The sequence below is a fragment of the Nocardioides agariphilus genome, from assembly GCF_015352445.1.
Taxonomy (GTDB): Bacteria; Actinomycetota; Actinomycetes; order Propionibacteriales; family Nocardioidaceae; genus Nocardioides; species Nocardioides agariphilus.
On sequence record NZ_JADKPO010000012.1, the window covers coordinates 87,431 to 111,153 of the forward strand.

The 23,723-nt window shown below is 69.3% G+C and carries 24 protein-coding genes; 18 read left to right on the top strand and 6 right to left on the bottom strand.

Annotated features, from left to right (window positions below; genetic code table 11):
• The first annotated feature begins 11 nt into the window (after positions 1 to 11).
• Positions 12 to 1,898 (top strand): Na+/H+ antiporter, encoded by a 1,887-nt coding sequence (locus ISU10_RS10745; protein ID WP_194696388.1) that lies wholly within the window; start codon positions 12 to 14, stop codon positions 1,896 to 1,898.
• Positions 1,899 to 1,995: 97 nt separating this feature from the next.
• Here ISU10_RS10745 and ISU10_RS10750 read toward each other — a convergent pair whose 3' ends face one another.
• The 3 genes from ISU10_RS10750 to ISU10_RS10760 all read right to left on the bottom strand — a co-directional run bounded on the left by ISU10_RS10750 (position 1,996) and on the right by ISU10_RS10760 (position 3,435).
• On the bottom strand, positions 1,996 to 2,289 hold the full coding sequence (locus ISU10_RS10750; RefSeq protein WP_194696389.1) for a hypothetical protein: 294 nt from the start codon (positions 2,287 to 2,289) through the stop codon (positions 1,996 to 1,998).
• Positions 2,290 to 2,393: 104 nt separating this feature from the next.
• A complete protein-coding gene (locus tag ISU10_RS10755) occupies positions 2,394 to 3,014 on the bottom strand; it encodes a LysE family transporter (RefSeq protein ID WP_194696390.1) in 621 nt (206 codons plus the stop codon).
• A gap of 100 nt (positions 3,015 to 3,114) precedes the next feature.
• The gene (locus tag ISU10_RS10760) at positions 3,115 to 3,435 is read right to left on the bottom strand and encodes a hypothetical protein (protein ID WP_194696391.1); all 321 of its coding nucleotides are present in this window, start codon (positions 3,433 to 3,435) and stop codon (positions 3,115 to 3,117) included.
• Positions 3,436 to 3,560: 125 nt separating this feature from the next.
• Between ISU10_RS10760 and ISU10_RS10765 the strand changes: the two genes are divergently transcribed.
• Both ISU10_RS10765 and ISU10_RS10770 read left to right on the top strand, forming a co-directional pair.
• Complete coding sequence (locus tag ISU10_RS10765) at positions 3,561 to 4,472, top strand: MerR family transcriptional regulator (RefSeq protein ID WP_194696392.1); 912 nt, start codon at positions 3,561 to 3,563, stop codon at positions 4,470 to 4,472.
• A 10-nt stretch (positions 4,473 to 4,482) separates the two neighbouring features.
• The gene (locus ISU10_RS10770; RefSeq protein ID WP_194696393.1) at positions 4,483 to 5,133 is read left to right on the top strand and encodes an MBL fold metallo-hydrolase; all 651 of its coding nucleotides are present in this window, start codon (positions 4,483 to 4,485) and stop codon (positions 5,131 to 5,133) included.
• Between the two features lie 78 nt (positions 5,134 to 5,211).
• On the opposite strand, the gene ISU10_RS10775 is transcribed toward ISU10_RS10770, so the two are convergent.
• Positions 5,212 to 6,462, bottom strand: coding sequence for an isochorismate synthase (locus ISU10_RS10775; RefSeq protein WP_370865146.1), 1,251 nt, complete (start codon positions 6,460 to 6,462; stop codon positions 5,212 to 5,214).
• Positions 6,463 to 6,556: 94 nt separating this feature from the next.
• Positions 6,557 to 7,126: a hypothetical protein gene (locus ISU10_RS10780; RefSeq protein WP_194696394.1), complete on the bottom strand. Its 570-nt coding sequence runs from the start codon at positions 7,124 to 7,126 to the stop codon at positions 6,557 to 6,559.
• A gap of 204 nt (positions 7,127 to 7,330) precedes the next feature.
• Here ISU10_RS10780 and ISU10_RS10785 point away from each other — a divergent pair, with 204 nt between their 5' ends.
• A complete protein-coding gene (locus ISU10_RS10785) occupies positions 7,331 to 7,531 on the top strand; it encodes a hypothetical protein (RefSeq protein ID WP_194696395.1) in 201 nt (66 codons plus the stop codon).
• A 21-nt stretch (positions 7,532 to 7,552) separates the two neighbouring features.
• On the opposite strand, the gene ISU10_RS10790 is transcribed toward ISU10_RS10785, so the two are convergent.
• Positions 7,553 to 8,701, bottom strand: coding sequence for a L,D-transpeptidase family protein (locus ISU10_RS10790; RefSeq protein WP_228500472.1), 1,149 nt, complete (start codon positions 8,699 to 8,701; stop codon positions 7,553 to 7,555).
• A gap of 135 nt (positions 8,702 to 8,836) precedes the next feature.
• On the opposite strand from ISU10_RS10790, the gene ISU10_RS10795 reads away from it, so the two are divergent.
• The 14 genes from ISU10_RS10795 to ISU10_RS10860 all read left to right on the top strand — a co-directional run bounded on the left by ISU10_RS10795 (position 8,837) and on the right by ISU10_RS10860 (position 23,722).
• Complete coding sequence (locus ISU10_RS10795; RefSeq protein ID WP_194696396.1) at positions 8,837 to 9,535, top strand: demethylmenaquinone methyltransferase; 699 nt, start codon at positions 8,837 to 8,839, stop codon at positions 9,533 to 9,535.
• A 159-nt stretch (positions 9,536 to 9,694) separates the two neighbouring features.
• Positions 9,695 to 10,054, top strand: a complete 360-nt coding sequence (locus ISU10_RS10800; protein WP_194696397.1) for an NADH-quinone oxidoreductase subunit A — start codon at positions 9,695 to 9,697, stop codon at positions 10,052 to 10,054.
• Positions 10,055 to 10,062: 8 nt separating this feature from the next.
• Positions 10,063 to 10,617, top strand: a complete 555-nt coding sequence (locus ISU10_RS10805; RefSeq protein ID WP_194696398.1) for a NuoB/complex I 20 kDa subunit family protein — start codon at positions 10,063 to 10,065, stop codon at positions 10,615 to 10,617.
• On the top strand, positions 10,614 to 11,303 hold the full coding sequence (locus tag ISU10_RS10810; RefSeq protein ID WP_194696399.1) for an NADH-quinone oxidoreductase subunit C: 690 nt from the start codon (positions 10,614 to 10,616) through the stop codon (positions 11,301 to 11,303). The genes ISU10_RS10805 and ISU10_RS10810 overlap by 4 nt, the downstream gene beginning before the upstream one ends.
• Positions 11,300 to 12,652 carry an NADH-quinone oxidoreductase subunit D gene (locus ISU10_RS10815; RefSeq protein ID WP_194696400.1) on the top strand — a complete coding sequence of 451 codons (1,353 nt, stop codon included), beginning with the start codon at positions 11,300 to 11,302 and terminating at the stop codon, positions 12,650 to 12,652. Before ISU10_RS10810 ends, ISU10_RS10815 begins: the two co-directional genes overlap by 4 nt.
• Positions 12,649 to 13,353, top strand: coding sequence for an NADH-quinone oxidoreductase subunit NuoE (gene nuoE / locus ISU10_RS10820; protein WP_194696401.1), 705 nt, complete (start codon positions 12,649 to 12,651; stop codon positions 13,351 to 13,353). Before ISU10_RS10815 ends, nuoE begins: the two co-directional genes overlap by 4 nt.
• A complete protein-coding gene (gene nuoF / locus ISU10_RS10825; RefSeq protein ID WP_194696402.1) occupies positions 13,350 to 14,660 on the top strand; it encodes an NADH-quinone oxidoreductase subunit NuoF in 1,311 nt (436 codons plus the stop codon). Before nuoE ends, nuoF begins: the two co-directional genes overlap by 4 nt.
• Before the next feature lie 142 nt (positions 14,661 to 14,802).
• Complete coding sequence (locus ISU10_RS10830; protein ID WP_194696403.1) at positions 14,803 to 17,199, top strand: NADH-quinone oxidoreductase subunit G; 2,397 nt, start codon at positions 14,803 to 14,805, stop codon at positions 17,197 to 17,199.
• Positions 17,199 to 18,581, top strand: a complete 1,383-nt coding sequence (nuoH, locus tag ISU10_RS10835; protein ID WP_370865159.1) for an NADH-quinone oxidoreductase subunit NuoH — start codon at positions 17,199 to 17,201, stop codon at positions 18,579 to 18,581. The genes ISU10_RS10830 and nuoH overlap by 1 nt, the downstream gene beginning before the upstream one ends.
• Positions 18,574 to 19,152, top strand: coding sequence for an NADH-quinone oxidoreductase subunit NuoI (nuoI, locus tag ISU10_RS10840; protein WP_194696404.1), 579 nt, complete (start codon positions 18,574 to 18,576; stop codon positions 19,150 to 19,152). The genes nuoH and nuoI overlap by 8 nt, the downstream gene beginning before the upstream one ends.
• Positions 19,149 to 19,943: an NADH-quinone oxidoreductase subunit J gene (locus ISU10_RS10845; RefSeq protein WP_370865151.1), complete on the top strand. Its 795-nt coding sequence runs from the start codon at positions 19,149 to 19,151 to the stop codon at positions 19,941 to 19,943. The genes nuoI and ISU10_RS10845 overlap by 4 nt, the downstream gene beginning before the upstream one ends.
• Complete coding sequence (gene nuoK, locus ISU10_RS10850) at positions 19,940 to 20,233, top strand: NADH-quinone oxidoreductase subunit NuoK (RefSeq protein ID WP_194696405.1); 294 nt, start codon at positions 19,940 to 19,942, stop codon at positions 20,231 to 20,233. The genes ISU10_RS10845 and nuoK overlap by 4 nt, the downstream gene beginning before the upstream one ends.
• Positions 20,234 to 20,267: 34 nt before the next feature.
• Complete coding sequence (gene nuoL / locus ISU10_RS10855) at positions 20,268 to 22,202, top strand: NADH-quinone oxidoreductase subunit L (RefSeq protein ID WP_194696444.1); 1,935 nt, start codon at positions 20,268 to 20,270, stop codon at positions 22,200 to 22,202.
• Complete coding sequence (locus ISU10_RS10860) at positions 22,199 to 23,722, top strand: NADH-quinone oxidoreductase subunit M (protein ID WP_194696406.1); 1,524 nt, start codon at positions 22,199 to 22,201, stop codon at positions 23,720 to 23,722. Before nuoL ends, ISU10_RS10860 begins: the two co-directional genes overlap by 4 nt.
• Position 23,723: the final 1 nt, after the last annotated feature.

The window sequence follows — 23,723 nt, forward strand, 5'->3', positions numbered from 1 at the left end:
AAGATGGGGCCGTGGAAGTCGCGGTACTGCTCGTCGTGCTGGCTGTCTCGGTGCTCGCCTTCACGGCACTGGCTGATCGGCTGGACTTCCCGGCGCCGCTCCTGCTGATCGCGGCGGGAGTGGTCGGGTCCTACGTGCCGGGCGTTCCCGAGATCCACCTCGAGTCCGAGGTCGTGCTGCTGGGACTGCTGCCGCCGCTGCTCTACGCCGCGGCGATCCAGACCTCCTTGGTCGACTTCAACGCCAACCGCCGGCCGATCCTGCTGCTGTCCGTAGGGCTGGTCGTGTTCACCACGCTGGGCGTCGGCGTCATCGTGCACTCGATGATCCCAGGCATCTCCTGGGCGATCTCGATCGCGATCGGTGCGGTGGTGGCGCCCCCCGACGCGGTCGCCGCGACAGCGGTGGCACGACGCATCGGGCTGCCACGGCGCGTGGTGACGATCCTCGAGGGCGAGTCGCTGTTGAACGACGCCACGGCGCTGGTCGCGCTGCGGACCGCCCTCGCGGCCACGGGCGTCGGCGTCGACCACCAGGGCGTCGACGCGATGCACGTGGGAGCGGACTTCCTGGTCGCCTCCCTCGGTGGCGGCCTGGTCGGGTTCGTCGTGTTCGTGATCGTGGCCAAGCTGCGCAAGCTGATCAGCGATCCGGTCTTGGACACCGCGATCTCGTTCGTGGTGCCCTTCGGCGCCTACATCGCGGCGGAGAAGATCGAGGCCTCCGGCGTGATCGCCGTCGTCGTCGCCGGTCTGCTGCTCGGACACAAGGCGCCGATCGTGCAGACCGCCCAGTCGCGGATCGCCGAGCGGATGAACTGGCGCACGATCGCCTTCGTCCTCGAGAACACCGTCTTCCTGCTGATCGGCCTCCAGGCCGGCTGGATCATCGACGACGTCTCCAACAGCTCGCTCTCGACCGGTCGGATCGTCGCCGTGTGCGCCGCCGTACTGCTGGGCTGCGTGGTGATGCGGCTGGTGTGGGTGTTCTTCGCGCGCTACCTGCTGGTGCGTCCCGGGCGCGATCCGATCACCGGCATGCGACCGCCGTGGACGTTCACCTTCATCCTGGGCTGGGCGGGGATGCGCGGCGTGGTCACGCTGGCGGCGGCCTTCGTGATCGAGCCCGGCACGGAGTACCGCGAAGTGCTGCTGCTGATCGCGTTCACCGTCGTGGCCGGCACGTTGTTCGTCCAGGGCCTGACCCTTCCCGTGCTGGCGCGTCGTCTGCGCGTACCGGCGCCCGACCCGATGGAGGACGCACTGGCCCGCGCCACCTTGCTCCAGCAGGCATCGAAGGCCGGCTTCAAGGTGCTGCAGGACATCGAGTACGACGACACCCAGGGCGTGGTCAAGCTGGTCAAGCAGCGCATCGAGCAGCGCAACTTCGCCGCCTGGGAGCGACTCGGCACCCAGGCGGACGTCGAGACCCCGAGCGAGCTGTATGCCCGCGTCAGGCTGGCGATGATCGAGGCCGAGCGCCGGCGGGTCCTGGAGGTGCGCGACGCGGGCCAGGTCGCCAGCGACGTGGTCACCGAGGTGCTGGCGATGCTCGACGTCGAGGAGTCGATGATCGACGTCGCGCAGACCAGCCGCGAGGAGCTCAAGACGGAGTACTCACGGTTGCGAAGCACCGGCGCCTCCTGCGACCACCTCGACGCCCGGCCGGTGCAGGAGGTCGACCAGGACCCCGGCCCGGTCTGCCAGAAGTGCGTCGAGGAGGGCATCACCTGGGTGTCGTTGCGGCTGTGCCTGGACTGCGGGCACATCGGCTGCTGCGACTCGTCCGTACGCCGGCACGCCACCGCCCACTTCCGCGAGACCACCCATCCCGTCATCCAGTCCGCCGAGCCCCTCGAGGACTGGCGCTGGTGCTTCGTGCACCACGTGACCGCGTAGGCCCAGCCCCCATGTAACGCGGGGTTATCCCATCTGCCCCAGCGTCCGGACACGTGGGCAGATGGGCTGACCCCGCGTTACAAGCACGCGCGCGGGGTCAGCCGGGCGGAGGCTGCTGCTGAGATGGAGTGGGGGCGGAGCCGTGTGGTGGCGGCGGTGTGGGCGAGGGCGTCACCAGGCGGAACGGTGGGAGCTTGCCCTGCTGCTCGACCGCCCAGATCGTGTTGACCAGTCGCTGCCGGTCGGCATCGTCGATCGGCCGTCCGGTCGTCGTCAGGTAGGCGAGCATGCCCAGGTCGCGGTAGGCCTGCTCGGAGTCGCGCACCTCGTTGGTGGCGAAGCTCGCCCGGAGGTCGTCCACGGCCTCCTTGGCCCTGTCCATGAAACCCATGCGTCGGACACTAGCCGTCCTGACTGTGCCGGGCCTGTGCGCCGAGACCCAGGACGTCATACGTTCTGGTCGCCATAGCGACCACTTCGTATGACGTCCCGCCGTCACCCCAGGAGCGTACGTACCGCGAGAGCAGCGATGACCACGCCCGAGACCCAGGCGGTGACGACCCGGCCGCGCTTGCTGGTCACCTGGCGGCCCAAGACGGCGCCGAGGCCTGCGAGGGCCAGCTGCCACGAGGCACTGGCGACGAAGGCGGCCAGTACGAACACGATGCCCTGGGCCCAGCCATCGGCCAGGTGCGGGTTGCCGATCACGACGGCGGCGAAGTAGACGACCGTGGTCGGGTTGACGGCCGTGAGGGCCACGAACGCCAGGAACGCCTGCCACGGCAGCAGGTCGCGGGCCGAGGCAGGGGCCGCAGAGCTGCGGCCGCTGCTGCGTCGGCCCATCCACACCGTGAGCACGGCGATGCCGAGCAGCACCAGGGCAGACGCGGCGCGCAGCCACCCGGCGTACGGCTCGAGCCTGGTCGACAGCGCCGCGCCGCCGACCACCGCCACTGCGGCATACGCACCGTCGACGGTCGCTACGCCGAGCGCAGCAGCCGAGCCCGTGCGTATCGAGGTGCGGGCGGTCAGGGCGACGAGCAGCGCCCCGACGGCGCCGATCGGGATGGCGATGGCCCAGCCGGTGACGAGACCGGCGATGACCACCTCGAGCACGGGTGGATTGTGGTGAACGTGAGGCGGTCAGCGCCAATCCGTAAGCCCGCCGGGGACCGCGTCGGGCCTTGACCGGTCCCCGGCGGAGTTCAGTCGGCGCTCAGCACCAGGGGTAGAGGAACAGGCTGTTGTCCCCGGCCCGGTGGTCGGCGAGGACGACGCTGAGCGGCAGCGGGTCGGGCAACGCGCTGACGTCGGTGCCCTCGCGGGGGACGACGCCGACCGAGACAGCGAGGCTGATGGGGAGGCCGCTGCTGGCAACGGTCGGGAGCAGCCCGGCGTCCTTGAGCACCTTGAGGCCGGCTCGCTGGCAGGCAGTGTCCGGTGCGGCTGAGGCCGGCTGCGCGGTGACGACGGCTCCCGCGGCTGCGAGGCCGAAGGCCGCGATGCCGAGTCCGATGCGGGTGGTCGTGTGCTGCATGGCGATCAACTCCTGGTCAAGGTGGCTGGACAGAGTGTCCAAGGTTTGTCCTACGTTGAGGAGTCTGCCTCGCCCATTGAGATTTGTCCAGTCTTTGTCGAAGGTATGGGCGTACGCTGTCGCCCGTGTACTCGGTCAAGCACGCCGCCGCGATGACCGGCATCCCGCCCGACACCCTCCGGATGTGGGAACGCCGCTACGGCGTTGTCGCGCCCGTACGCACCGAGGGCGGCTACCGGCTCTACGACGACGCCGCCATCAGTCGTCTCTCGGCGATGCGCGCTCTCGTGGAGGCCGGTTGGCCACCTCGACTGGCGGCAGAGCAGGTGCGATCCGGTACGACGGCAGGGCCGCTTGCCAGCCCGCCGACCGGCGACGAGGTCCCCGTCGCCGTCGATGACCCGGCGGGCGACGTCGCTGTGCTCGTCGCCATGGCCACCGACTTCGACGCACACGCCCTCGAGACCGTGCTCGCGGAGATGTTCGAGCGCGACGACTTCGAGCACGTCGTCGACACCTGGCTGATGCCGGCCCTGATCTCGTTGGGCTCGGCCTGGCACCGCGGCAAGGTGACGGTCGCCGGTGAGCACTTCGTCAGCGCCGCCGTGCAGCGACGACTGGCGGCCGCCTACGACGCGGCGCCGACCAACCCCGACGGGCCGCGCGTGGTCGTCGGACTCGCGCGCGGCTCTCGACACGAGCTCGGCGTGCTGGCGTTCGCGGTGGCGCTGCGCAGGGCGGGGCTGGCCGTGCTCTACGTCGGCAGCGACCTGCCGGCCGAGACCTGGGTGGTGACGGCCACCGACCAGCGACCGGCGGCGGTGGTGGTCGGCGTACCCTCCTCCGACGACGTCCCCGCCGTGCGCGACACCGTTGCAGCGCTGATCGCCGCGCGGCCGGACCTGAAGGTGTTCGTGGGCGGCGGCCATCAGAGCCGCGTCGGCGGAGCAGCGCTGCCGCTGGGGCATCGACTGGGCGAGGCCGCCGAGGAGGTCGCCCGCGTGCTCGGCGTCGTCGGTCAAGCCGCGACGGCCTAGTTTGGGGAGCATGCGGATCACGAAGTTCGGCCACTCCTGCATCCGGATCGAGCACGACGGCCACACGCTGGTCATCGACCCCGGTGGCTTCACCCAGCCGGAGGCGGTCGACGGCGCCGACGCCGTGCTGGTCACCCACGAGCACCCCGACCACTATCACCCGGCCCACCTGGTGCGGGCCTCGGCGCCGGTGTTCACCATCGACGCGGTCGCCCAGCGGATCCGCGAGGACTCACCCGAGGTCGCCGAGCAGCTCACCGTGGTGTCCCCGGAGCAGACCTTCGAGGCCGCCGGACTGCCGGTGCGAGCTGTCGGTGAGCAGCACGCCGTGATCCATCCCGACCTGCCACGGTTCGACAACAGCGGGTACGTCGTCACGCTGGCCACCCCATCGGGCGACCAGAAGGTGTTCCATCCCGGCGACGCGCTCACCCCGCCGGGAGAGCCCGTCGACCTGCTCTGCGTGGTGGTGTCGGCGCCGTGGATGAAGGTCTCCGAGGCCGTCGACTTCGCACGACTGGTCGGCGCACCACGCAACCTGGCCATCCATGACCGGGTCTACTCCGAGGCCGGCCTCGGCATCGTCGACGGACATCTGAGCCGGCTGCTGCCGGACACCCAGGCCTACGCCCGGGTGCCCGACGGCGCCGATCTCGTCTGACTGCCCAGACGGCTCACAGCGGGGAGGACGTGGCCCCGCACTCGAAGTAGCTCGCCGAGATGGAGTCAGCCTTCCCGTTCAGTCGGTGAGCGCGTCGCGCACCGGCAGGAACTTCGCCTGCGCCTCGGCCAGCTCGGCCTCGGGGTCGGAGTCGGCGACGATGCCGCAGCCGGCGAACAGCCGCACGGTCGAGCCCCGCACCTCGGCGGAGCGCAGGGCCAGTGCCCATTCGCCGTCGCCGTTGGCGTCCATCCAGCCGACCGGGCCGGCGTAGCGGCCTCGGTCCATGTTCTCGATCTCGGAGATCAGCCGCGTGGCGACCGCCGTCGGAGTGCCGCCCACTGCTGCGCTCGGGTGCAGCGAGGCCGCCAGCTCGAGCGAGGAGACCGTTGCTGCGTCGTGGACGACACCGGCGACGTCGGTGGCCAGGTGCATCACGTTGGGCAGGTGCAGGACGAACGGCGCCTCCGGCACGTTCATCGAAGAGCAGTGGGGCTCGAGCGCCTCGGCGACCGACCGTACGGCGTACTCGTGCTCCTCGAGGTCCTTCGAGGAGCGGGCCAAGGTGGCGGCAAGAGCCAGGTCGGCAGTGTCGTCGCCCGTGCGTCGGATGGTGCCGGCGAGGACGCGCGAGGTGACCAGGCCGCGCTCACGGCGGACGAGCATCTCGGGCGTCGCGCCGAACAGCCCGTCGACGTGGAAGGTCCAGCACATCGGGTAGTCATCGGCCAAGCGGTGCAGCGGCCAACGTACGTCGACGGGTGCGTCGGCAGTCGCGACCAGGTCGCGAGCCAAGACGACCTTCTCGAGGTCGCCCGCGTTGATGCGCGCGACGGCGTCGGCGACCACGCCCATCCAGCGCTCGCTGTCGAGAGCCCCGTCGGCGAAGGCCACGTCGACCGGCGGGGCCGGCGGCTCGGCCACCCGGACCGTCGGCGCCGTCAGGGTGCCGGCGCCGATGGTCGTCACCCAGGTCACGCCGCCGCGCCGACCGACGACGACCTCCGGGACCACGAGCACGGACTCGCCGGGCTCGTCGGCGAACGCGAACGTGCCGAAGCAGACCAGGCCGGTGCCGGGCTCGCCGACCTCGTCGTGGACGATCGCTCGGCTGGTGGTCTCGTCCCACCACTTGTTCGCATCGGCGAAGCGTGTCGTTCCGCGGCTGCGCAGCTCGGCGGCGACGCCCCACGCGACCATTCCCTCACCGCGGCGCAGCCAGGCGACCGGGGAGTCCAGCGGCAGCAGGTCGAGCAGATCGGTGACCGGCAGGTCGAGAGCGACAGTGCGGGCAGTGAGCGCCGGGTCGACAAGGGGCGTGCTCGACACGCTCACACCGTACTCGGACGGCCTGCGGCGTCCCGCATCGCCGGCGCGTGCGTCGACGCCCCTCCCCCCGACAGGGGCGTCGACGACCGCGCGGTCAGTTGTGCATGCTGTGGCAGCTGTCGTAGCGGCGCAGGGTGTACGTCGCGTAGTACGAGTAGCCGATGCAGACCTTCGACCCGTACAGAGCGTGCGAGGCGTAGGCGATGCCGTTGAGGTAGACGTAGGTCCCCCTGGGCCCGCAAGCCCGGTAGTAGCCGTCCGAGACGGCGTTGCTGCTCGCGGAGGGAGGCCACGAAGCGGTGCCGGTGAGCGTGTTCCAGGTCACCTTCACCCACAGGCAGCCCGTCGTGTTCAAGATGACGTAGCTCGGGTTCCGGTACTCCCCTCGATACACCGGGGTCAGCCATCCGTCCTTGTACCAGTTCACCCCGCCCTTCATGTAGACCCTCGAGCCCGTGCTGTCCCATTGGGCGAAGGTGTCGGTGTGCGAGTAGGTGTACGCCGCCGATGCGCTGGTGGCCGATCCGAACAGCATCGTGAGTGCCATGAGCACGGGCACCAGGGCCCGCAGGACGATCCGGCGCTTGCGGCGGGTGCGCCCTTCGTGGCCATGGTCGGCGACCGCGGGCGAGGCGGCGCGGGTGGTGGCGGGAGTGTGGTCCATGTCGTTCCTCCGGATCATCTGCCGCCCGGGTGGGCGGCTCGTGGGACCGAACGGTGCGTCCTCGCACTGAGGAGGAACTGAGGCGAGTCAGCGCGAGCGAGGCCGTGCTGGTGTGGCTTGCTCGCCCTCGGCGTCACCTCAGCGGGCGGGTGCACGGTGACCACATCGACCGGATCAGCACGGTCCATCGCACGAGGAGAAGCCATGTGGGACACCGCCGAGCTGGGCTCGACCCACCTCAGTCACGACATGCCCTGCCCCGGGTGTGCCCACCCGCGGCACACCTACCTGCCGTGCTCCGACGAGTGCGCATGTGTCCCACAGTGGCCGGGCACGATGCCGGCGACCACGACCCTGGCGACGAGCCGTCTGGCGGAGGTGTCCTCGCAGGGGTGGGCCGCCTGACGCACAGCAGCGCGGGTGTGGCTAGGACCAGTAGACGACCACTGCGTCGCCGACGCGCACCTGCGAGAACAGCCACTTGATGCCGTCGTAGTCGCGGATGTTGACGCACCCGTGCGAGGCGCCGTAGTAGCCGACGGTCGCGAAGTCCGAGGAGTAGTGCACGGCCTGGCCGCCGGAGAAGAACATCGCATAGGGCATGGACGAGCCGTAGAGCTTGGACACGTGGTCGGCGTTCATGAAGTAGACGTGGAACAGGCCCTCGCGCGTGGGGGTGTCGTTGAGCGTCGAGCCGAAGCGCGCGTCCATCGTGAGCTGGACCTTGCCCTCGATGACCCAGCGCAGGGTGCGGCTGGTCTTGTCGATGCAGAGCACGCGTCCGGTGCGGCAGCGCGGGTCGAGGGCACCAGGCTTGGGCTCGATGTTGAACAGCTCCTCGTGGGACGGCGTCACCGTCATCGCGTGCAGCCGGTCGAGCGTGCGCTCGTCGATGACACCGGTGACAGGGATCTGCCGCTTGCCCTGGAAGCCGCGCACCGCCTCGACAGTGCCCTTGTCGTAGGTGCCCGTGACGTCGCCGTAGATCCAGGCGATCTGCTTCAACCTTGCTTGAGCATCGCGCACGTCGTCGCCGCTGTCGCCGGCCTGGAGGATCGCCGGACCGGGGTGGAAGACGTTGTACTTCGCATCGTGCGTCGGCGTCTCGGTGCGGGCCTGCAGTCGCCGCCAGGTGACGCGGTCGAGCACGCCCGTGCCCTTGAGGTGGCGCTTGACCTGGAAGCCGGTGACGGCCTGCTTGGTGGCGGCGTCGTAGACACCGGTGGTGACCTCGGGCAGCCACTCGAGCTGGTAGAGCCGCTGCTGGAGCTCGCGCACCTGCTCGCCCTTGTCGCCGGGGCGCAGCACGATCCACGGCAGGGTGGGCTCGTCGACGGCGGGCTCGACGGGTCCGGGCTCGGGGTCCGTCGAGGGGCTGGGCGACTGCGGGGTCGGCTTGCCGGTGTTGTCGTCCGGAGCCTGGCCGGCGGGCCGCGCGATGCGCGGCCCGAGCTCGGGACCGGCGGAGGTGGAGTTCGCGACTGCCACACCGACGCCGTACGCGGTGGCGGCGAGGAGGAGCGTGCTGACGACTGAGATCGCGAAGACGCGAGCCCGGGAGCGCGTCGGGGTCATGGGTGTTGCCTTTCTTTGTCGGGCAGTACGGGGCCATGTCGTTGGGGAAGCGCCCGACGCCTTTGAGTCTGTGTGCAGAAGACGCAGAACCCCGGCATTTGGTTGCTGTGTCCTGGGCCGCAATACGCTCGTCCGGTGACGCGTGCCGACCTGGACAAGCAGCCGTCCGACGTCCAGCGGATGTTCGACGCGGTGGCCCGGCGCTACGACGTGACCAACGACGTGCTCTCGATGGGTCAGGACCGCCGGTGGCGCAAGGCAGTTCTCGACGCAGTCGGTGCGAGACCGGGGGAGCGGGTGCTCGACCTCGCGGCCGGCACCGGCACATCGAGCGTGCCGTTCGCCGAGGCGGGTGCGTTGGTCGTGCCGTGCGACTTCTCCCTGGGCATGCTGGCTGTCGGCAAGCGTGCGCGTCCGCAGCTGCTGTTCACCGCCGGTGACGCCACGCGGCTCCCGTTCGGCGATGACACCTTCGACGCGGTCACCATCTCCTTCGGGCTGCGCAACGTCGTCGACCCCGGCGCCGGGCTGCGCGAGATGCTCCGGGTGACCAAGCCCGGAGGGCGTCTGGTCGTCTGCGAGTTCAGCCACCCGACGTGGCCCCCGTTGCGCACCGCCTACCTCGAGTACCTGATGAAGGCGCTGCCCACCATCGCCCGCGGCGTCTCGTCCTCGCCCGACGCCTACGTCTACCTCGCCGAGTCGATCCGCGCGTGGCCCGACCAGGCCGGCCTCGCGGCCGTGATCACCGACGCCGGCTGGCGTCGTACGCAGTGGAAGAACCTTTCCGGCGGCATCGTCGCGCTGCACCGCGCCTTCGCCGGAACCAGGTAGGCGGCGTCTCGACCTGCCGAACCCCGGGTTTCGGAGGGGTCGCGGTGAGTCCTAGACTGTGCCGCGGCTTCGCTCGTGAACCTGTTCACAAGGGCACAATCTCGTGACCAGGATCACAGCCGGAGCGGAGCCGAACGAGGCTGGAAGGACGCACACGGCATGGAGCTGTACACGCCGGTCTTGGCGTTGGCCCTCCTGGCGACCGGATTCGCGGTCTTCTCGGTGGTGGTCAGCAGCCTGACGGGACCCAAGCGCTACAACCGGGCCAAGCTCGACTCCTACGAATGCGGCATCGAGCCCACGCCCCAGCCCGTGGGAGGCGGCCGGTTCCCGGTCAAGTACTTCATCACCGCGATGCTCTTCATCGTCTTCGACATCGAGATCGTCTTCCTCTACCCCTGGGCCGTGCGCTTCGACGCGATGGCGTTCTTCGGGCTGGTCGAGATGGTCATCTTCATCGCCACCGTGTTCGTCGCCTACGTGTACGTATGGCGCCGCGGCGGCCTCGAGTGGGATTGAGCTGACTGATGGGTCTTGAGGAGAAGCTGCCCAGCGGCGTGCTGCTGACGACCGTCGAAGGCGTCGCGGGCTACATGCGCAAGGCGTCGTTCTGGCCGGCGACCTTCGGCCTGGCGTGCTGCGCGATCGAGATGATGACCAGCGGTGGTCCCAAGTACGACCTGGCCCGCTTCGGCATGGAGGTGTTCCGGGCCAGCCCGCGCCAGGCCGACCTGATGATCGTGGCCGGCCGGGTCAGCCAGAAGATGGCTCCGGTGCTGCGCCAGATCTACGACCAGATGGCCGAGCCCAAGTGGGTGCTGGCGATGGGCGTGTGCGCGAGCTCCGGCGGCATGTTCAACAACTACGCGATCGTGCAGGGCGTCGACCACGTCGTCCCGGTCGACATGTACCTCCCCGGTTGCCCGCCGCGTCCCGAGATGCTCATCGACGCGATCCTCAAGCTCCACGACCAGGTCCAGCACGCCAAGCTCGGTCCCAACCGCCGCAAGGAGATCGAGGCCCAGGAGGCCAGCGCTCTCAAGGCCCTGCCGACCAGCGACCTGAAAGGCCTGCTGCGGTGAGCGACAACACGCAGGACCCCTCCACCGACATCGTCCGTGATGACGCGCAGGTCGAGCAGGCGGTCGGGCTGCGCCGTGGCATGTTCGGCGCTGGCGACTCAGGCGACACCAGCGGGTACGGCGGCCTGGTGGCGCCCGTCGTACTCCCCGGCGCCGCCCAGCGGCCCTTCGGCGGCTGGTACGACGAGGTGGCCGACGCGCTCGAGTCGACCATCCCGCTCGACCGCGTCGTGATCGACCGTGGCGAGATCACCTTCCACGTGCGGCGCGAGGACCTCCCGGTGGTGGCCCGCACCCTGCGCGACGACCCGGCTCTGCGCTTCGAGTTCTGCTCGGGCGTCAGCGGCGTGCACTACCCCGGCGACTCCGGCCGCGAGCTGCACGCGGTCTACCACCTGCTGTCGATGACCTACAACCGCCGGATCCGCGTCGAGGTCACCGCCCCCGACGCCGACCCCCACATCCCCAGCATCGTCGACACCTACCCGACCAACGACTGGCACGAGCGCGAGACGTTCGACATGTTCGGCATCGTCTTCGACGGCCACCCGGCGCTGACCCGGATCCTGATGCCCGACGACTGGCCGGGCCACCCGCAGCGCAAGGACTACCCACTCGGGGGCATCCCCGTCGAGTACAAGGGCGGCACCATCCCGCCGCCTGACGAGCGGAGGTCTTACTCATGACCAGCGACGTCTACGCCGGGCCCGGTGCCGAGACCAACGAGGGCAGGGTCTTCACCGTCACGGGCCAGGACTGGGACTCCATCACCCAGGGTCTGGCTGACGGACTGGGCGACGAGATCGGCGAGGAGCGGGTCGTCGTCAACATGGGTCCGCAGCACCCCTCGACCCACGGCGTGCTCCGGCTCATCCTCGAGATCGAGGGGGAGACGGTCACCGAGGCCCGCTGCGGCATCGGCTATCTCCACACGGGCATCGAGAAGAACATGGAGTACCGCTCCTGGGTGCAGGGCGTCACCTTCTGCACCCGCATGGACTACCTGAGCCCCTTCTACAACGAGATGACCTACGTCTTCGGGGTCGAGCGGCTCCTGGGCATCACAGATGACATCCCCGAGAAGGCCCAGGTCATGCGGGTCCTCCTCATGGAGCTCAACCGCATCTCCTCCCACCTGGTCTGCATCGCCACCGGCGGCATGGAGATCGGCGCGCTGACGGTGATGACGATCGGCTTCCGCGAGCGCGAGCTGGTGCTCGACCTGTTCGAGCTGATCACCGGCCTGCGGATGAACCACGCGTTCATCCGTCCCGGCGGTGTGGCACAGGACCTGCCCCCCGGCGCGCTCGACCAGATCAAGGACTTCATCGCCTTGATGAAGAAGCGGCTGCCCGAGTACGCCGCGCTCTGCAACGCCAACCCGATCTTCAAGGGCCGCCTCGAGGGCGTCGGCCACCTCGACCTCGAGGGCTGCCTGGCGCTCGGCATGTCGGGACCGGTGCTCCGCTCGACCGGCTACGCGTGGGACCTCCGCAAGACCCAGCCCTACTCCGGCTACGAGGACTACGAGTTCGACGTGCAGACGTGGGACACCTGCGACTCCTACGGGCGGTTCCGGGTGCGCCTCAACGAGATGTGGGAGTCGCTGCGCATCGTCGAGCAGGCGGCTGCTCGGCTGCGCAACCTCGAGGGCGCGCCGGTGATGGTCGCCGACAAGAAGATCGCCTGGCCGTCGCAGCTGGCGATCGGTAGCGATGGCATGGGCAACTCCCTCGACCACATCCGCCACATCATGGGCGAGTCGATGGAGGCGCTGATCCACCACTTCAAGCTGGTGACCGAGGGCTTCCGGGTGCCGGCGGGCCAGGCCTACGTGCCGGTCGAGTCGCCGCGCGGCGAGCTCGGCGCCCACGTCGTCTCCGACGGCGGCACGCGACCGTTCCGCGCTCACTTCCGCGACCCGTCGTTCACCAACCTGCAGGCCACCAGCGTGATGAGCGAGGGTGGGCAGATCGCCGACGTGATCGTGGCCATCGCCAGCATCGACCCAGTCATGGGAGGGGTTGACCGGTGACCCAGGTCGACGACAAGACCTACGCCGAGCTGGAGCAGATCGCGGCGCGCTACCCGGAGCCACGGTCGGGACTGCTGCCGATGCTCCACCTGGTGCAGTCGGCTCACGGCCGGATCACGCCGGAGGGCATCGAGGCGTGCGCCGACATCCTCGGGATCAGTGCCGCCGACGTCAGCGGCGTGGCGACCTTCTACACGATGTACAAGCGCCGCCCGGTCGGCGACTACCACGTCGGGGTCTGCACCAACACGCTGTGCGCGGTGATGGGCGGCGACGCGATCTTCTCGCGACTCAAGGACCACCTCGACGTGGGCAACGACGAGACCACGCCCGACGGCAAGATCACCCTCGAGCACATCGAGTGCAACGCGGCCTGCGACTACGCGCCGGTGATGATGGTCAACTGGGAGTTCATGGACAACCAGACGCCGGAGTCGGCGACCCAGCTCGTCGATGACCTGCGTTCGGGCAACGAGGTCCGCTCCACCCGTGGCCCGCGCATCGTCACCTGGCGCCAGGCGGAGCGGGTGCTCGCCGGGTACCCCGACGGTCTGGTCGACGAAGGCCCGGCCGCCGGTCCGGCCTCGCTGGTGGGCCTGCGGCTCGCGCGCGAGAACGACTGGAAGGCTCCTGACTCACCGGGTCTCGAGACAGGCGCTGGCGCGCCTTCCTCGACCAGCGAAGCGGAGGAGGGCAAGTGACCGACACCCTCACCCCCGTCCTCACCGACAGCTGGGACACCGAGCGCGCCTGGACCCTCCCGGCCTACGAGAGCCGCGGCGGCTACGGCGCCCTCAGGAAGGCACTCGGCATGGAGCCGGGCGCGATCGTCGAGGCGGTCAAGGAGTCCGGGCTTCGCGGTCGTGGAGGCGCGGGCTTCCCGACCGGCATGAAGTGGTCGTTCATCCCGCAGGACAACCCCAAGCCGAAGTACCTCGTGGTCAACGCCGACGAGTCGGAGCCTGGCACCTGCAAGGACATCCCGCTGATGATGGCCAACCCCCACGTGCTCGTGGAGGGAGTGATCATCAGCTCGTTCGCGATCCGCGCCAACAAGGCCTTCATCTACATCCGCGGCGAGGTGCTCCACGTGATCCGACGGGTGCAGGCGGCGGTGGCCGAGGCCTACGCCGCCGGCCACCTCGGCCAGGACATCCACGGTTCGGGCTACGACCTCGACGTGATCGTGCACGCCGGCGCCGGGGCCTACATCTGCGGCGAGGAGACGGCGCTGCTCGAGGGCCTCGAGGGCCGCCGCGGGCAGCCTCGCCTCCGGCCGCCGTTCCCGGCCGTGGCCGGCCTCTACGCCAGCCCGACGGTGATCAACAACGTCGAGTCGATCGCCTCGGTGCCCAGCATCATCGAGCACGGCCACGAGTGGTTCGCCTCGATGGGCACCGAGAAGTCCAAGGGCTACGGCATCTTCTCGCTGTCGGGTCACGTCGCCAACCCCGGCCAGTTCGAGGCGCCGCTCGGCATCACCTTGCGCGAGCTGATCGACCTGGCCGGCGGCATCCGCGACGGGCACCAGCTGAAGTTCTGGACCCCCGGGGGCTCCTCCACCCCGCTGCTCACCGACGAGCACCTCGACGTGCCCCTCGACTTCGAGGGCGTCGCGGGCGTGGGCTCGATGCTCGGCACCCGCGCGCTGCAGATCTTCGACGAGACCACCTGCGTCGTCCGCGCCACCCTGCGCTGGACCGAGTTCTACAAGCACGAGTCGTGCGGCAAGTGCACGCCGTGCCGCGAGGGCACCTGGTGGCTGGTGCAGGTGCTGTCCAGGCTGGAGCAGGGCGTCGGCTCGGAGTCCGACCTGGACCTGCTGCTGGACCAGTGCGACAACATCGCGGGACGGTCGTTCTGCGCGCTCGCCGACGGCGCTGCCGCGCCGATCCAGAGCTCGATCAAGTTCTTCCGCGACGAGTACATCGCGCACCTGACCCACGGCGGCTGCCCGTTCGACCCGGCCGCCTCGACCCTCTTCGCCACCTCAGGAGCCCTGGCATGACTTCACCCCACGAAGCCGTTCGCCTCCTCCGCAACGCTTCACCCCACGACGTTGTGACTTCCCCCGCTTCGCTCCTCCAGCGCACAACGCCGCGGGGACCCCAAGCGGCTCCCCCGGCTCACGCCTCCGAGGGGACCCCGAAATGACGGTCTCGACAGGCTCGACCACCGAGGCGGCGACGACCGATCTGGTCAACCTGACGATCGACGGCATCGCCGTGTCGGTGCCCAAGGACACCCTGCTGATCCGCGCGGCCGAGCAGGTCGGCGTACAGATCCCGCGGTTCTGCGACCACCCGCTGCTCGCGCCGGTCGGCGCGTGCCGCCAGTGCCTGGTCGACATCCCGGACGCCGGCAACGGCCGCCCGTTCCCCAAGCCGCAGGCATCGTGCACGCTGCCGGTGGCCGAGGGCATGGTGGTCAACACCCAGGCCACGTCTCCGGTCGCCGACAAGGCGCAGCAGGGGATCATGGAGTTCCTGCTGATCAACCACCCGCTCGACTGTCCGGTCTGCGACAAGGGTGGCGAGTGCCCCCTGCAGAACCAGGCGATGTCCAACGGCCGCGGCGAGTCCCGGTTCTCCGCGACAGGCGGCGTGAAGCGCACCTTCCCCAAGCCGATCAGCATCTCGGCCCAGGTGCTGCTCGACCGCGAGCGCTGCGTGCTCTGCGCCCGCTGCACCCGCTTCTCCGAGGAGATCGCGGGCGACCCGTTCATCGCCCTGCTCGAGCGCGGCGCTCTGCAGCAGGTCGGGATCTACGAGAAGGAGCCCTTCGAGTCCTACTTCTCGGGCAACACGATCCAGATCTGCCCGGTCGGCGCGCTGACCTCCGCCGAGTACCGCTTCCGCTCCCGGCCGTTCGACCTGGTCTCCTCGCCGTCGGTCGCCGAGCACGACGCGTGCGGCTCCGCGATCCGCGTCGACCACCGGCGCGGCAAGGTGATGCGTCGCCTCTCGGGCAACGACCCCGAGGTCAACGAGGAGTGGATCACCGACAAGGACCGCTTCGCGTTCCACTACGCGGACGCGGCCGATCGCCTGACCTACCCCCAGGTGCGCGACGACGACGGCAGCCTGCGCCCGGCCTCGTGGCCGGAGGCGTTCGCCGTCGCCGCGCGCGGACTGGCCGAGGCCGGTGCCTCGGCGGTGCTGACCGGCGGACGAGTCACGGCCGAGGACGCCTTCGCCTACAGCAAGTTCGCTCGCGTCGCGCTCGGCACCAACGACATCGACTTCCGAGCCCGCCCGCTCTCGGCCGAGGAGACCTCCTTCCTCGCATCCGAGGTCGTGTTGCGCCAGGGTGCGACCTACTCCGACCTCGAGAGCGCCGCGACCGTCGTCCTGGCCGGCCTCGAGCCCGAGGACGAGGCCGGGGCGATCTTCCTGCGCCTGCGCAAGGCGACCCGAGCCAGCCGCACCCGCGTCATCTCCATCGCGCCCTTCGAGTCGCGCGGACTCCAGAAGCTCGGTGGCCAGCTCATCGCCACCAAGCCCGGACGCGAGGCCCTCGCCCTCCAAGACCTGCTCGGTCACGGCGACTACGGCATCGACTCCAGCTCGGTGATCCTGGTCGGCGAGCGCCTGGCGACCGCGCCCGGCGCGTTGAGCGCAGCGGTCGAGGTGGCCCGTAAGAGCGGCGCCAAGCTTGCCTGGGTGCCCCGGCGCGCGGGTGACCGCGGTGCCGTCGAGGCCGGTTGCCTGCCCAACCTGCTGCCCGGCGGGCGGCCCGTGGCCGACGCAGCTGCCCGGGTCGATGCCGCCACGACGTGGGGCGTCTCCGGTCTTCCCGAGACCGCTGGCCGCGACGCCGACCAGATCGTGGCCGCCGTCAACGCCGGCCAGGTCGGCGGACTCGTCGTCGGTGGCGTCGACCCCGACGACACCGCCGACCCGGCAGCGTTCCGCGCGGCTCTGGACCGGGCGTCGTTCGTGGTGGCCCTCGAGCTGCGCGAGAGCGACGTGACGCGGGTGGCCGACGTGGTCTTCCCGGTGGCGCCGGTGAGCGACAAGGCCGGCACCTTCGTGACCTGGGAGGGCCGCCCGCGGCCCTTCGAGGCCGTGCTCAGCGTGCCGTCGTCACTGCCCGACCTGAGGATCCTGGCCGGCATCGCCGAGGAGCTCGGCACCAGCCTCGGGTTCCGGACGGTGGCCGAGGCCAGGGCGCAGATGGAGGAGATGGGCCCGTGGGACGGCGAACGTGCCGCACCCGAGCCTGTCCAGGCCCACGACGTCTCCGACCCGGGTGTCACCTTGGCGACCTGGAAGCAGATGCTCGACAACGGCCGGATGCAAGACGGCGACGACAACCTCCGCGCCACCGCCCGCGTCGCTGTGGCCCGGGTGAGCGCCAACGTCTATGACGCCCTCGGCCCCAGCATCACCGTGACGGGTGAGCGCGGCTCGGTCACGGTGCCGGCCGCGATCGCCGAGATCGCCGACGACGTCGTGTGGCTGCCGGCCAACTCCAGCGGTCGCGGACTGCTGGCCGAGGTCGGCCTGCCCGGCAGCACGGTCACCCTGAAGGGAGCCGACGAGTGATCTCGACAAGCTCGATCACCTTGCTGGCGATCGACAACCCCGACCTGAGCGACTTCGGCAAGGATCCCTGGTGGGTGATCCTGATCAAGGTCGTGCTCGTCTTCTTGGTCCTGGTGCTGCTCACGTTGTTCAACATCTGGTGGGAGCGGCGGGTCGTCGCTCGGATGCAGCACCGCATCGGCCCCAACGTGCACGGCCCGTTCGGCCTGCTGCAGTCGTTGGCCGACGGTGTGAAGCTGGCGCTCAAGGAGGACATCACCCCCAAGGCCGCCGACAAGGTGGTCTTCGTCCTGGCGCCGGTGATCGCGACGGTGCCGGCGTTCATCGCCTTCTCGGTGATCCCGTTCGGGCCGGTCGTCAACTTCTTCGGCCACCGGACCCCGCTCCAGCTGACCGACATGCCGGTCGCCGTGCTGTTCGTGCTGGCTGTCGCCTCGATGGGGATCTACGGCATCGTGCTCGGCGGGTGGTCCAGCGGGTCGACGTACTCCCTGCTCGGCGGCTTGCGCTCCAGTGCCCAGATGATCTCCTACGAGGTCGCGATGGGCCTGGCGCTGGTCGCGGTGTTCCTCTACGCCGGCTCGATGTCGACCTCCGAGATCGTCGCGGCACAAGACGACCTGTGGTTCGGGCTGATCCTCCTGCCGTCCTTCGCCATCTACACCATCTCGATGGTCGGCGAGACCAACCGTGCGCCCTTTGACCTCCCCGAGGCCGAGGGCGAGCTGGTCGGTGGGTTCCACACCGAGTACAGCTCGCTGAAGTTCGCGCTGTTCTTCCTCGCCGAGTACATCAACATGGCCACCGTCTCCGCCCTCGCCACGACGCTGTTCCTCGGTGGCTGGCACGCGCCGTTCTGGATCGACCGGGTCTGGGAGGGCGCGAACCAGGGCTACTGGCCGGTGCTGTGGTTCTTCGGCAAGGTCTTGTTCTTCATCTTCATGTTCATCTGGCTGCGCGGCTCGCTGCCCCGACTGCGCTACGACCAGTTCATGGCGTTCGGCTGGAAGCGGCTGATCCCGATCGCGCTGGTGTGGATCATCGCCGTCGGCACCATCCGCTCGATCTCGCTCGAGGGCCAGATCGACCGTCAGTACCTCCTGATCGGCATCGGCGTCCTGGCCGTGATCTTCCTGCTGATGTTCTTCGTGGGCGTCGACGAGGAGCGCGCGGCCGAGGAGAAGGCCGGCCCGGTGGTCGAGGACGGCCAGGTCGAGGCAGGCGGCTACCCGGTGCCGGCGATGCCGGTGGGTGGCGCGGCTCGCGGGGCGGCCGCTCCGCTGGTCTTCGGCCTCGCGTCGGCTGCCGGTCAGTCCGTGGCAGGCGCGGTCGCAGTCGAGGAGCCCGAGAGCGTGACCACAGAGGAGCAGATCGATGGCTGACCGCCACAGTGACCAGCCCAGGAGCTTCAAGGAGCAGTTCATCGATCCTGTCGCCGGCTTCGGCGTCACGTTCCGGACGATGTTCAAGAAGGTCGTCACCGAGCAGTACCCCTTCGAGAAGCTGCCGACCGCCCCGCGGTTCCATGGGCGCCACCAGCTCAACCGCTGGCCCGACGGGCTGGAGAAGTGCATCGGGTGCGAGCTGTGCGCCTGGGCCTGCCCGGCGGACGCGATCTACGTCGAAGGTGCCTCCAACACCGACGAGGAACGCTTCAGCCCCGGCGAGCGCTACGGCCGCGTCTACCAGATCAACTACCTGCGCTGCATCCTGTGCGGCCTGTGCATCGAGGCCTGCCCGACCCGAGCACTGACGATGACCAACGAGTACGAGCTGGCCGACAGCTCGCGCGCCGACCTGATCTATGAGAAGTCCGACCTGCTGGCTCCGCTGCTGCCCGGCATGGAGCAGCCGCCGCACCCGATGCGCCTCGGCGACGACGAGGGCGCCTACTACCGCGGCGACTACCGGTCCGGCCAGGAAGGCTCACAGCGACAGGAGGCTGGACAGTGACCTTCTGGATCCTCGCGCCGGTCATGGTCCTGGCTGCCCTCGGCATCCTGTTCGTCCGCAAGGCGGTGCACGCCGCGCTCCTGCTGGCTGTCGTGATGATCAGCCTGGCGATGCTCTACGCCGTGCTCGACGCGCCGTTCTTGTTCGCGGTGCAGATCATCGTCTACACCGGCGCGATCTTGATGCTGTTCCTCTTCGTGGTGATGCTCGTCGGCGTCGACGCCTCCGACTCGGTCGTCGAGACCATCCGCGGCCAGCGCCTGCTGGCCACGGTCGGCGGACTGCTGCTCGGACTGGTCCTGGTCGTGGGGCTCAGCCAGCTCGCCCTCGGCACCGTGGTCGGGCTCGACGACGCCAACAAGGGCGGGAACGTGCCGGCCGTCGCCGACATCTTGTTCTCCCGCTACGTCTTCGCCTTCGAGACCACCAGCGCCCTGTTGATCACGGCCGCCGTGGGCGCGATGGTGCTGGCCCACCGTGAGCGCCTGGTGCCCAAGCCCACGCAGGCGATGCTGGCAGACCAGCGCGTGCGCGACTACGCCGAGCACGGCCTCCACCTCGGTGCGCTGCCTCCGCCCGGTGTCTACGCCCGGCACAACGCGGTCGACACCCCGGCGCTGCTGCCCGACGGCACTCCCGCCGAGGCCTCGGTCTCCCGGGTGCTGGCGGCGCGCGGCACCGTACGCTCCGCGCCGGCCATGGCCGACGACGTGCAGGGCGTCGAACGCCAGCTCGCCGGCGACCAACCGGTCAACCGTGTCGACGACGAGCCGGAAGGAGACCGGTCGTGACGCAGTACGTCGTGCTCTCCTCGATCCTGTTCACGATCGGGTGCGTGGGAGTACTGACCCGGCGCAACGCGCTGGTCGTCTTCATGTGCGTCGAGCTGATGCTCAACGCCAGCAACCTCGCGCTCGTCGCCTTCGCCAAGCAGCACGGCAACCTCGACGGACAGGTCGCGGCCTTCTTCGTGATGGTCGTCGCTGCCGCCGAGGTCGTCGTCGGGCTGGCGATCATCATGACCATCTTCCGCACCCGTCGTTCGGCCTCGGTCGACGACGCGAGCCTGCTGAAGTTCTGAGGACCACACCATGTCGAGCCTGATGGCCCTGCCAATGCACGAGACCGGCGGCATACCCGTCGTCGACCCGAGTGCCGCCGACGGTGCGTTCGGTCTGCTGTGGCTGATCGTCGCGCTGCCCGCCCTGGGTGCGTTCGTCCTCCTGGCGGTCGCGCCCTTCGCGCGCGGTGCCATCGACCGATGGGGTCACCTGCTGGGCGCCGCGCTGCCGGTCGGCTCGTTCCTGGTCAGCCTGCTGTTGTTCTTCCAGCTGCTGGGCCGTGATGCCGAGGACCGCCAGGTCTCCCAGCACCTCTGGACCTGGTTCGAGGCGGGCGGGCTGAAGGTCGGCTTCGACCTGCTCTACGACCCGCTGTCGGCGCTGTTCTTGCTGCTGATCACCGGTGTCGGCTCCCTGATCCACATCTACTCGATCGGCTACATGGAGCACGACCCGAGGCGTCGTCGGTTCTTCGGCTACCTCAACCTGTTCGTCGCGGCGATGCTCGTGCTGGTTCTCTCGGGCAACTTCCTCGGCCTGTTCCTCGGCTGGGAGGGCGTCGGCCTGGCGTCCTACCTGCTGATTGGCTTCTGGCAGCACAAGGATTCCGCGGCTGCGGCAGCCAAGAAGGCCTTCATCGTCAACCGGGTCGGCGACATCGGCTTGTCGATGGGCATCTCGTTGATGTTCGCGACGTTCGGCACCACCGACTTCTCCACCATCAGCCACGTGGCCAGCGGCGCGTCCGACACGACCTTGACCATCTTGGGCCTGCTGCTGCTGTTGGCGGCCTGCGGCAAGTCGGCCCAGGTGCCCCTGCAGTCGTGGCTGCTCGACGCGATGGAGGGCCCGACCCCGGTCTCGGCCCTGATCCACGCAGCGACCATGGTGACCGCGGGCGTCTACCTGATCGTGCGCAGCAACTTCATCTTCGAGCTGGCACCTCACGCGCAGACCGCCGTCGTGGTCGTCGCGACCGTCACGCTGCTGTGGGGTGCGATCATCGGTTGCGCCAAGGACGACATCAAGAAGGCGCTGGCCGGCTCGACGATGAGCCAGATCGGCTACATGATGCTCGGCGCCGGTCTCGGCGTCGCGGGCTACGCCTTCGCGATCTTCCACCTGCTGACCCACGGCTTCTTCAAGGCCAACATGTTCCTCGGTGCCGGCTCGGTCATGCACGGCATGGACGACGACGTCGACATGCGCCACTACGGCGCGCTCCAGAAGGCCATGCCCGTCACGTTCTTGACCTTCGCGATGGGTTACCTCGCGATCATCGGGTTCCCCGGCTTCTCCGGCTTCTGGTCCAAGGACAAGATCATCGAGACCGCCCTGGCCGACAGCTGGTTGGTCGGTCTGCTGGCGATGCTCGGTGCCGGCATCACCGGCTTCTACATGACCCGGCTGATGCTGATGACCTTCTTCACCAAGAAGCGATGGGAGAAGGGCGTGCATCCCCACGAGTCACCCTCGGTGATGACCGTGCCCCTCATCGTGCTCGCCGCGCTGTCGGTGCTCGGCGGCCTGATGCTGGCCGGCGACTGGATCGTGGAGTTCCTCGCCCCGGTCACCGGCACGGCCGAGCACGAGGAGCCGCCGATCCCTGCACTGGGCGTCACGGCCATGGTGGTGGTCGTCGTGGCGATCGGTGTCGCGACCGCGTGGTACCTCGTCGGCAAGCGTGACGTGCCGCGGACCGCCCCGACCGACGTCTCGTTCGCGACGCGCGCAGCCCGCGCCGACCTCTACGGCGACGCCATCAACGACTCGGTGGTCGTGAAGCCCGGCGGTGCGCTGGTCAACACCTTGGTGGCCATCGACAAGGTGGGCGTCGACGGCGTCGTCGAGAACGGCTCGCTCGGCATCAGCGGCATCGGGATGATCCTGCGCCGCACGCAGAACGGCTACGTCCGCTCCTATGCCCTGTCCCTGCTCGGCGGCGCCCTGCTCGTCGTCCTTGCCCTCCTGGCGGTGAACCTGGCATGAGCGATTTCCCCTGGCTGACTGTCCTGATCGTCGTGCCGCTCGTCGGCGCGGTGGTCACGGCTGCCATGCCCTACGAAGGCGACAAGTCGCGCCCCAAGCAGATCTCGCTGGGCTTCTCGCTGCTCACGCTGGTGCTCGCGGTCGTGATGGCCACCCAGTACGACGCTGATGGCGGCTTCCAGTTCACCGAGACCCACGAGTGGATCAACGTCTTCGGCGCCCACTACGCGCTCGGCGTCGACGGCATGGCGCTGGTGCTGGTGCTGCTGACGACCGTGCTGGTGCCGGTCGTGATCGGCGCGTCGTGGTTCGACGCCGACCACGGCAACACCAAGGCGTTCTTCGCCTGGGCGCTGGCGCTGGAGGCAGCGTCGCTCGGTGTGTTCACCGCGACCGACGTCTTCCTCTTCTACGTGCTCTTCGAGGCCTCGCTGGTCCCCGGCTACTTCCTGATCGGCCACTTCGGTCGCGAGGGCCGCCAGAAGGCCGCGATCAAGTTCTTGATCTTCCAGCTGTTCGGCGGGCTGGTCATGCTGGCAGCCGTGGTCGGTCTCTATGCCGTCTCGGCGGACGCCGGCCACCCGACGTACCTGCTCAGCGAGCTGTCCCAGATCCAGATCGACCCCGACACCCAGAAGTGGCTGTTCGCCGGGTTCTTCTTCGCCTTCGCGGTCAAGGCGCCGCTCTTCCCGGTGCACACCTGGCTGGCCGATGCGACCGAGAAGGCCACCCCGGGCACGAGCGTGCTGCTGGTGTGCGTGCTCGACAAGATCGGCACCTACGCCATGCTGCGCTACTGCCTGGGGCTGTTCCCCGACGCCTCGCAGTGGGCCACGCCGTTCGTGGTCACGCTCGCGCTGATCTCGATCGTCTACGGCGCGCTGGTCGCCATCGGCCAGGACGACATGCTGCGGCTGATCGGCCTGACCTCGCTGAGCCACTTCGGCTTCATCGTGCTGGGCATCTTCGTGTTCACCAGCCAAGGCACGTCGGGCTCGATCCTCTACATGGTCAACCACGGGGTCGCGACGGCCGCCCTGTTCCTGGCAGCCGGCTACCTGGTGCGTCGCAAGGGCACGGCCTCGATCGCGGCCATCACCGGCGTGGAGAAGTCCGCGCCGATCCTGGCCGGTGTCTTCCTGGTCGCGGGTCTCGCGGTGCTCGGGCTGCCGGGACTCTCGCAGTTCGTCTCCGAGATCATGGTCATCATCGCGGCCTTCCAGCACCACTGGTGGGTCGGTGCCATCGCGGTCAGCGCCATCGTGCTGGCCGCCTGGTACATCCTCTGGATGTACCAACGCACCTTCACCGGTCCGGGGGTGACGGCCGCCGAGCCGGTGGCCGACCTCGACCGGCGAGAGGTCGGCACCCTCGCGCCGCTGCTCGTCGCGCTGGTGCTGTTCGGCTTCTACCCGATGCCGCTGCTCAACGTGATCAACCCTGCCGCCACCGCGATCCTCAACCAGGTCGGCGTCCAAGACCCTGCCCCGACCGTGGTCGGCGCCGAGGAAGGTCGCTGAC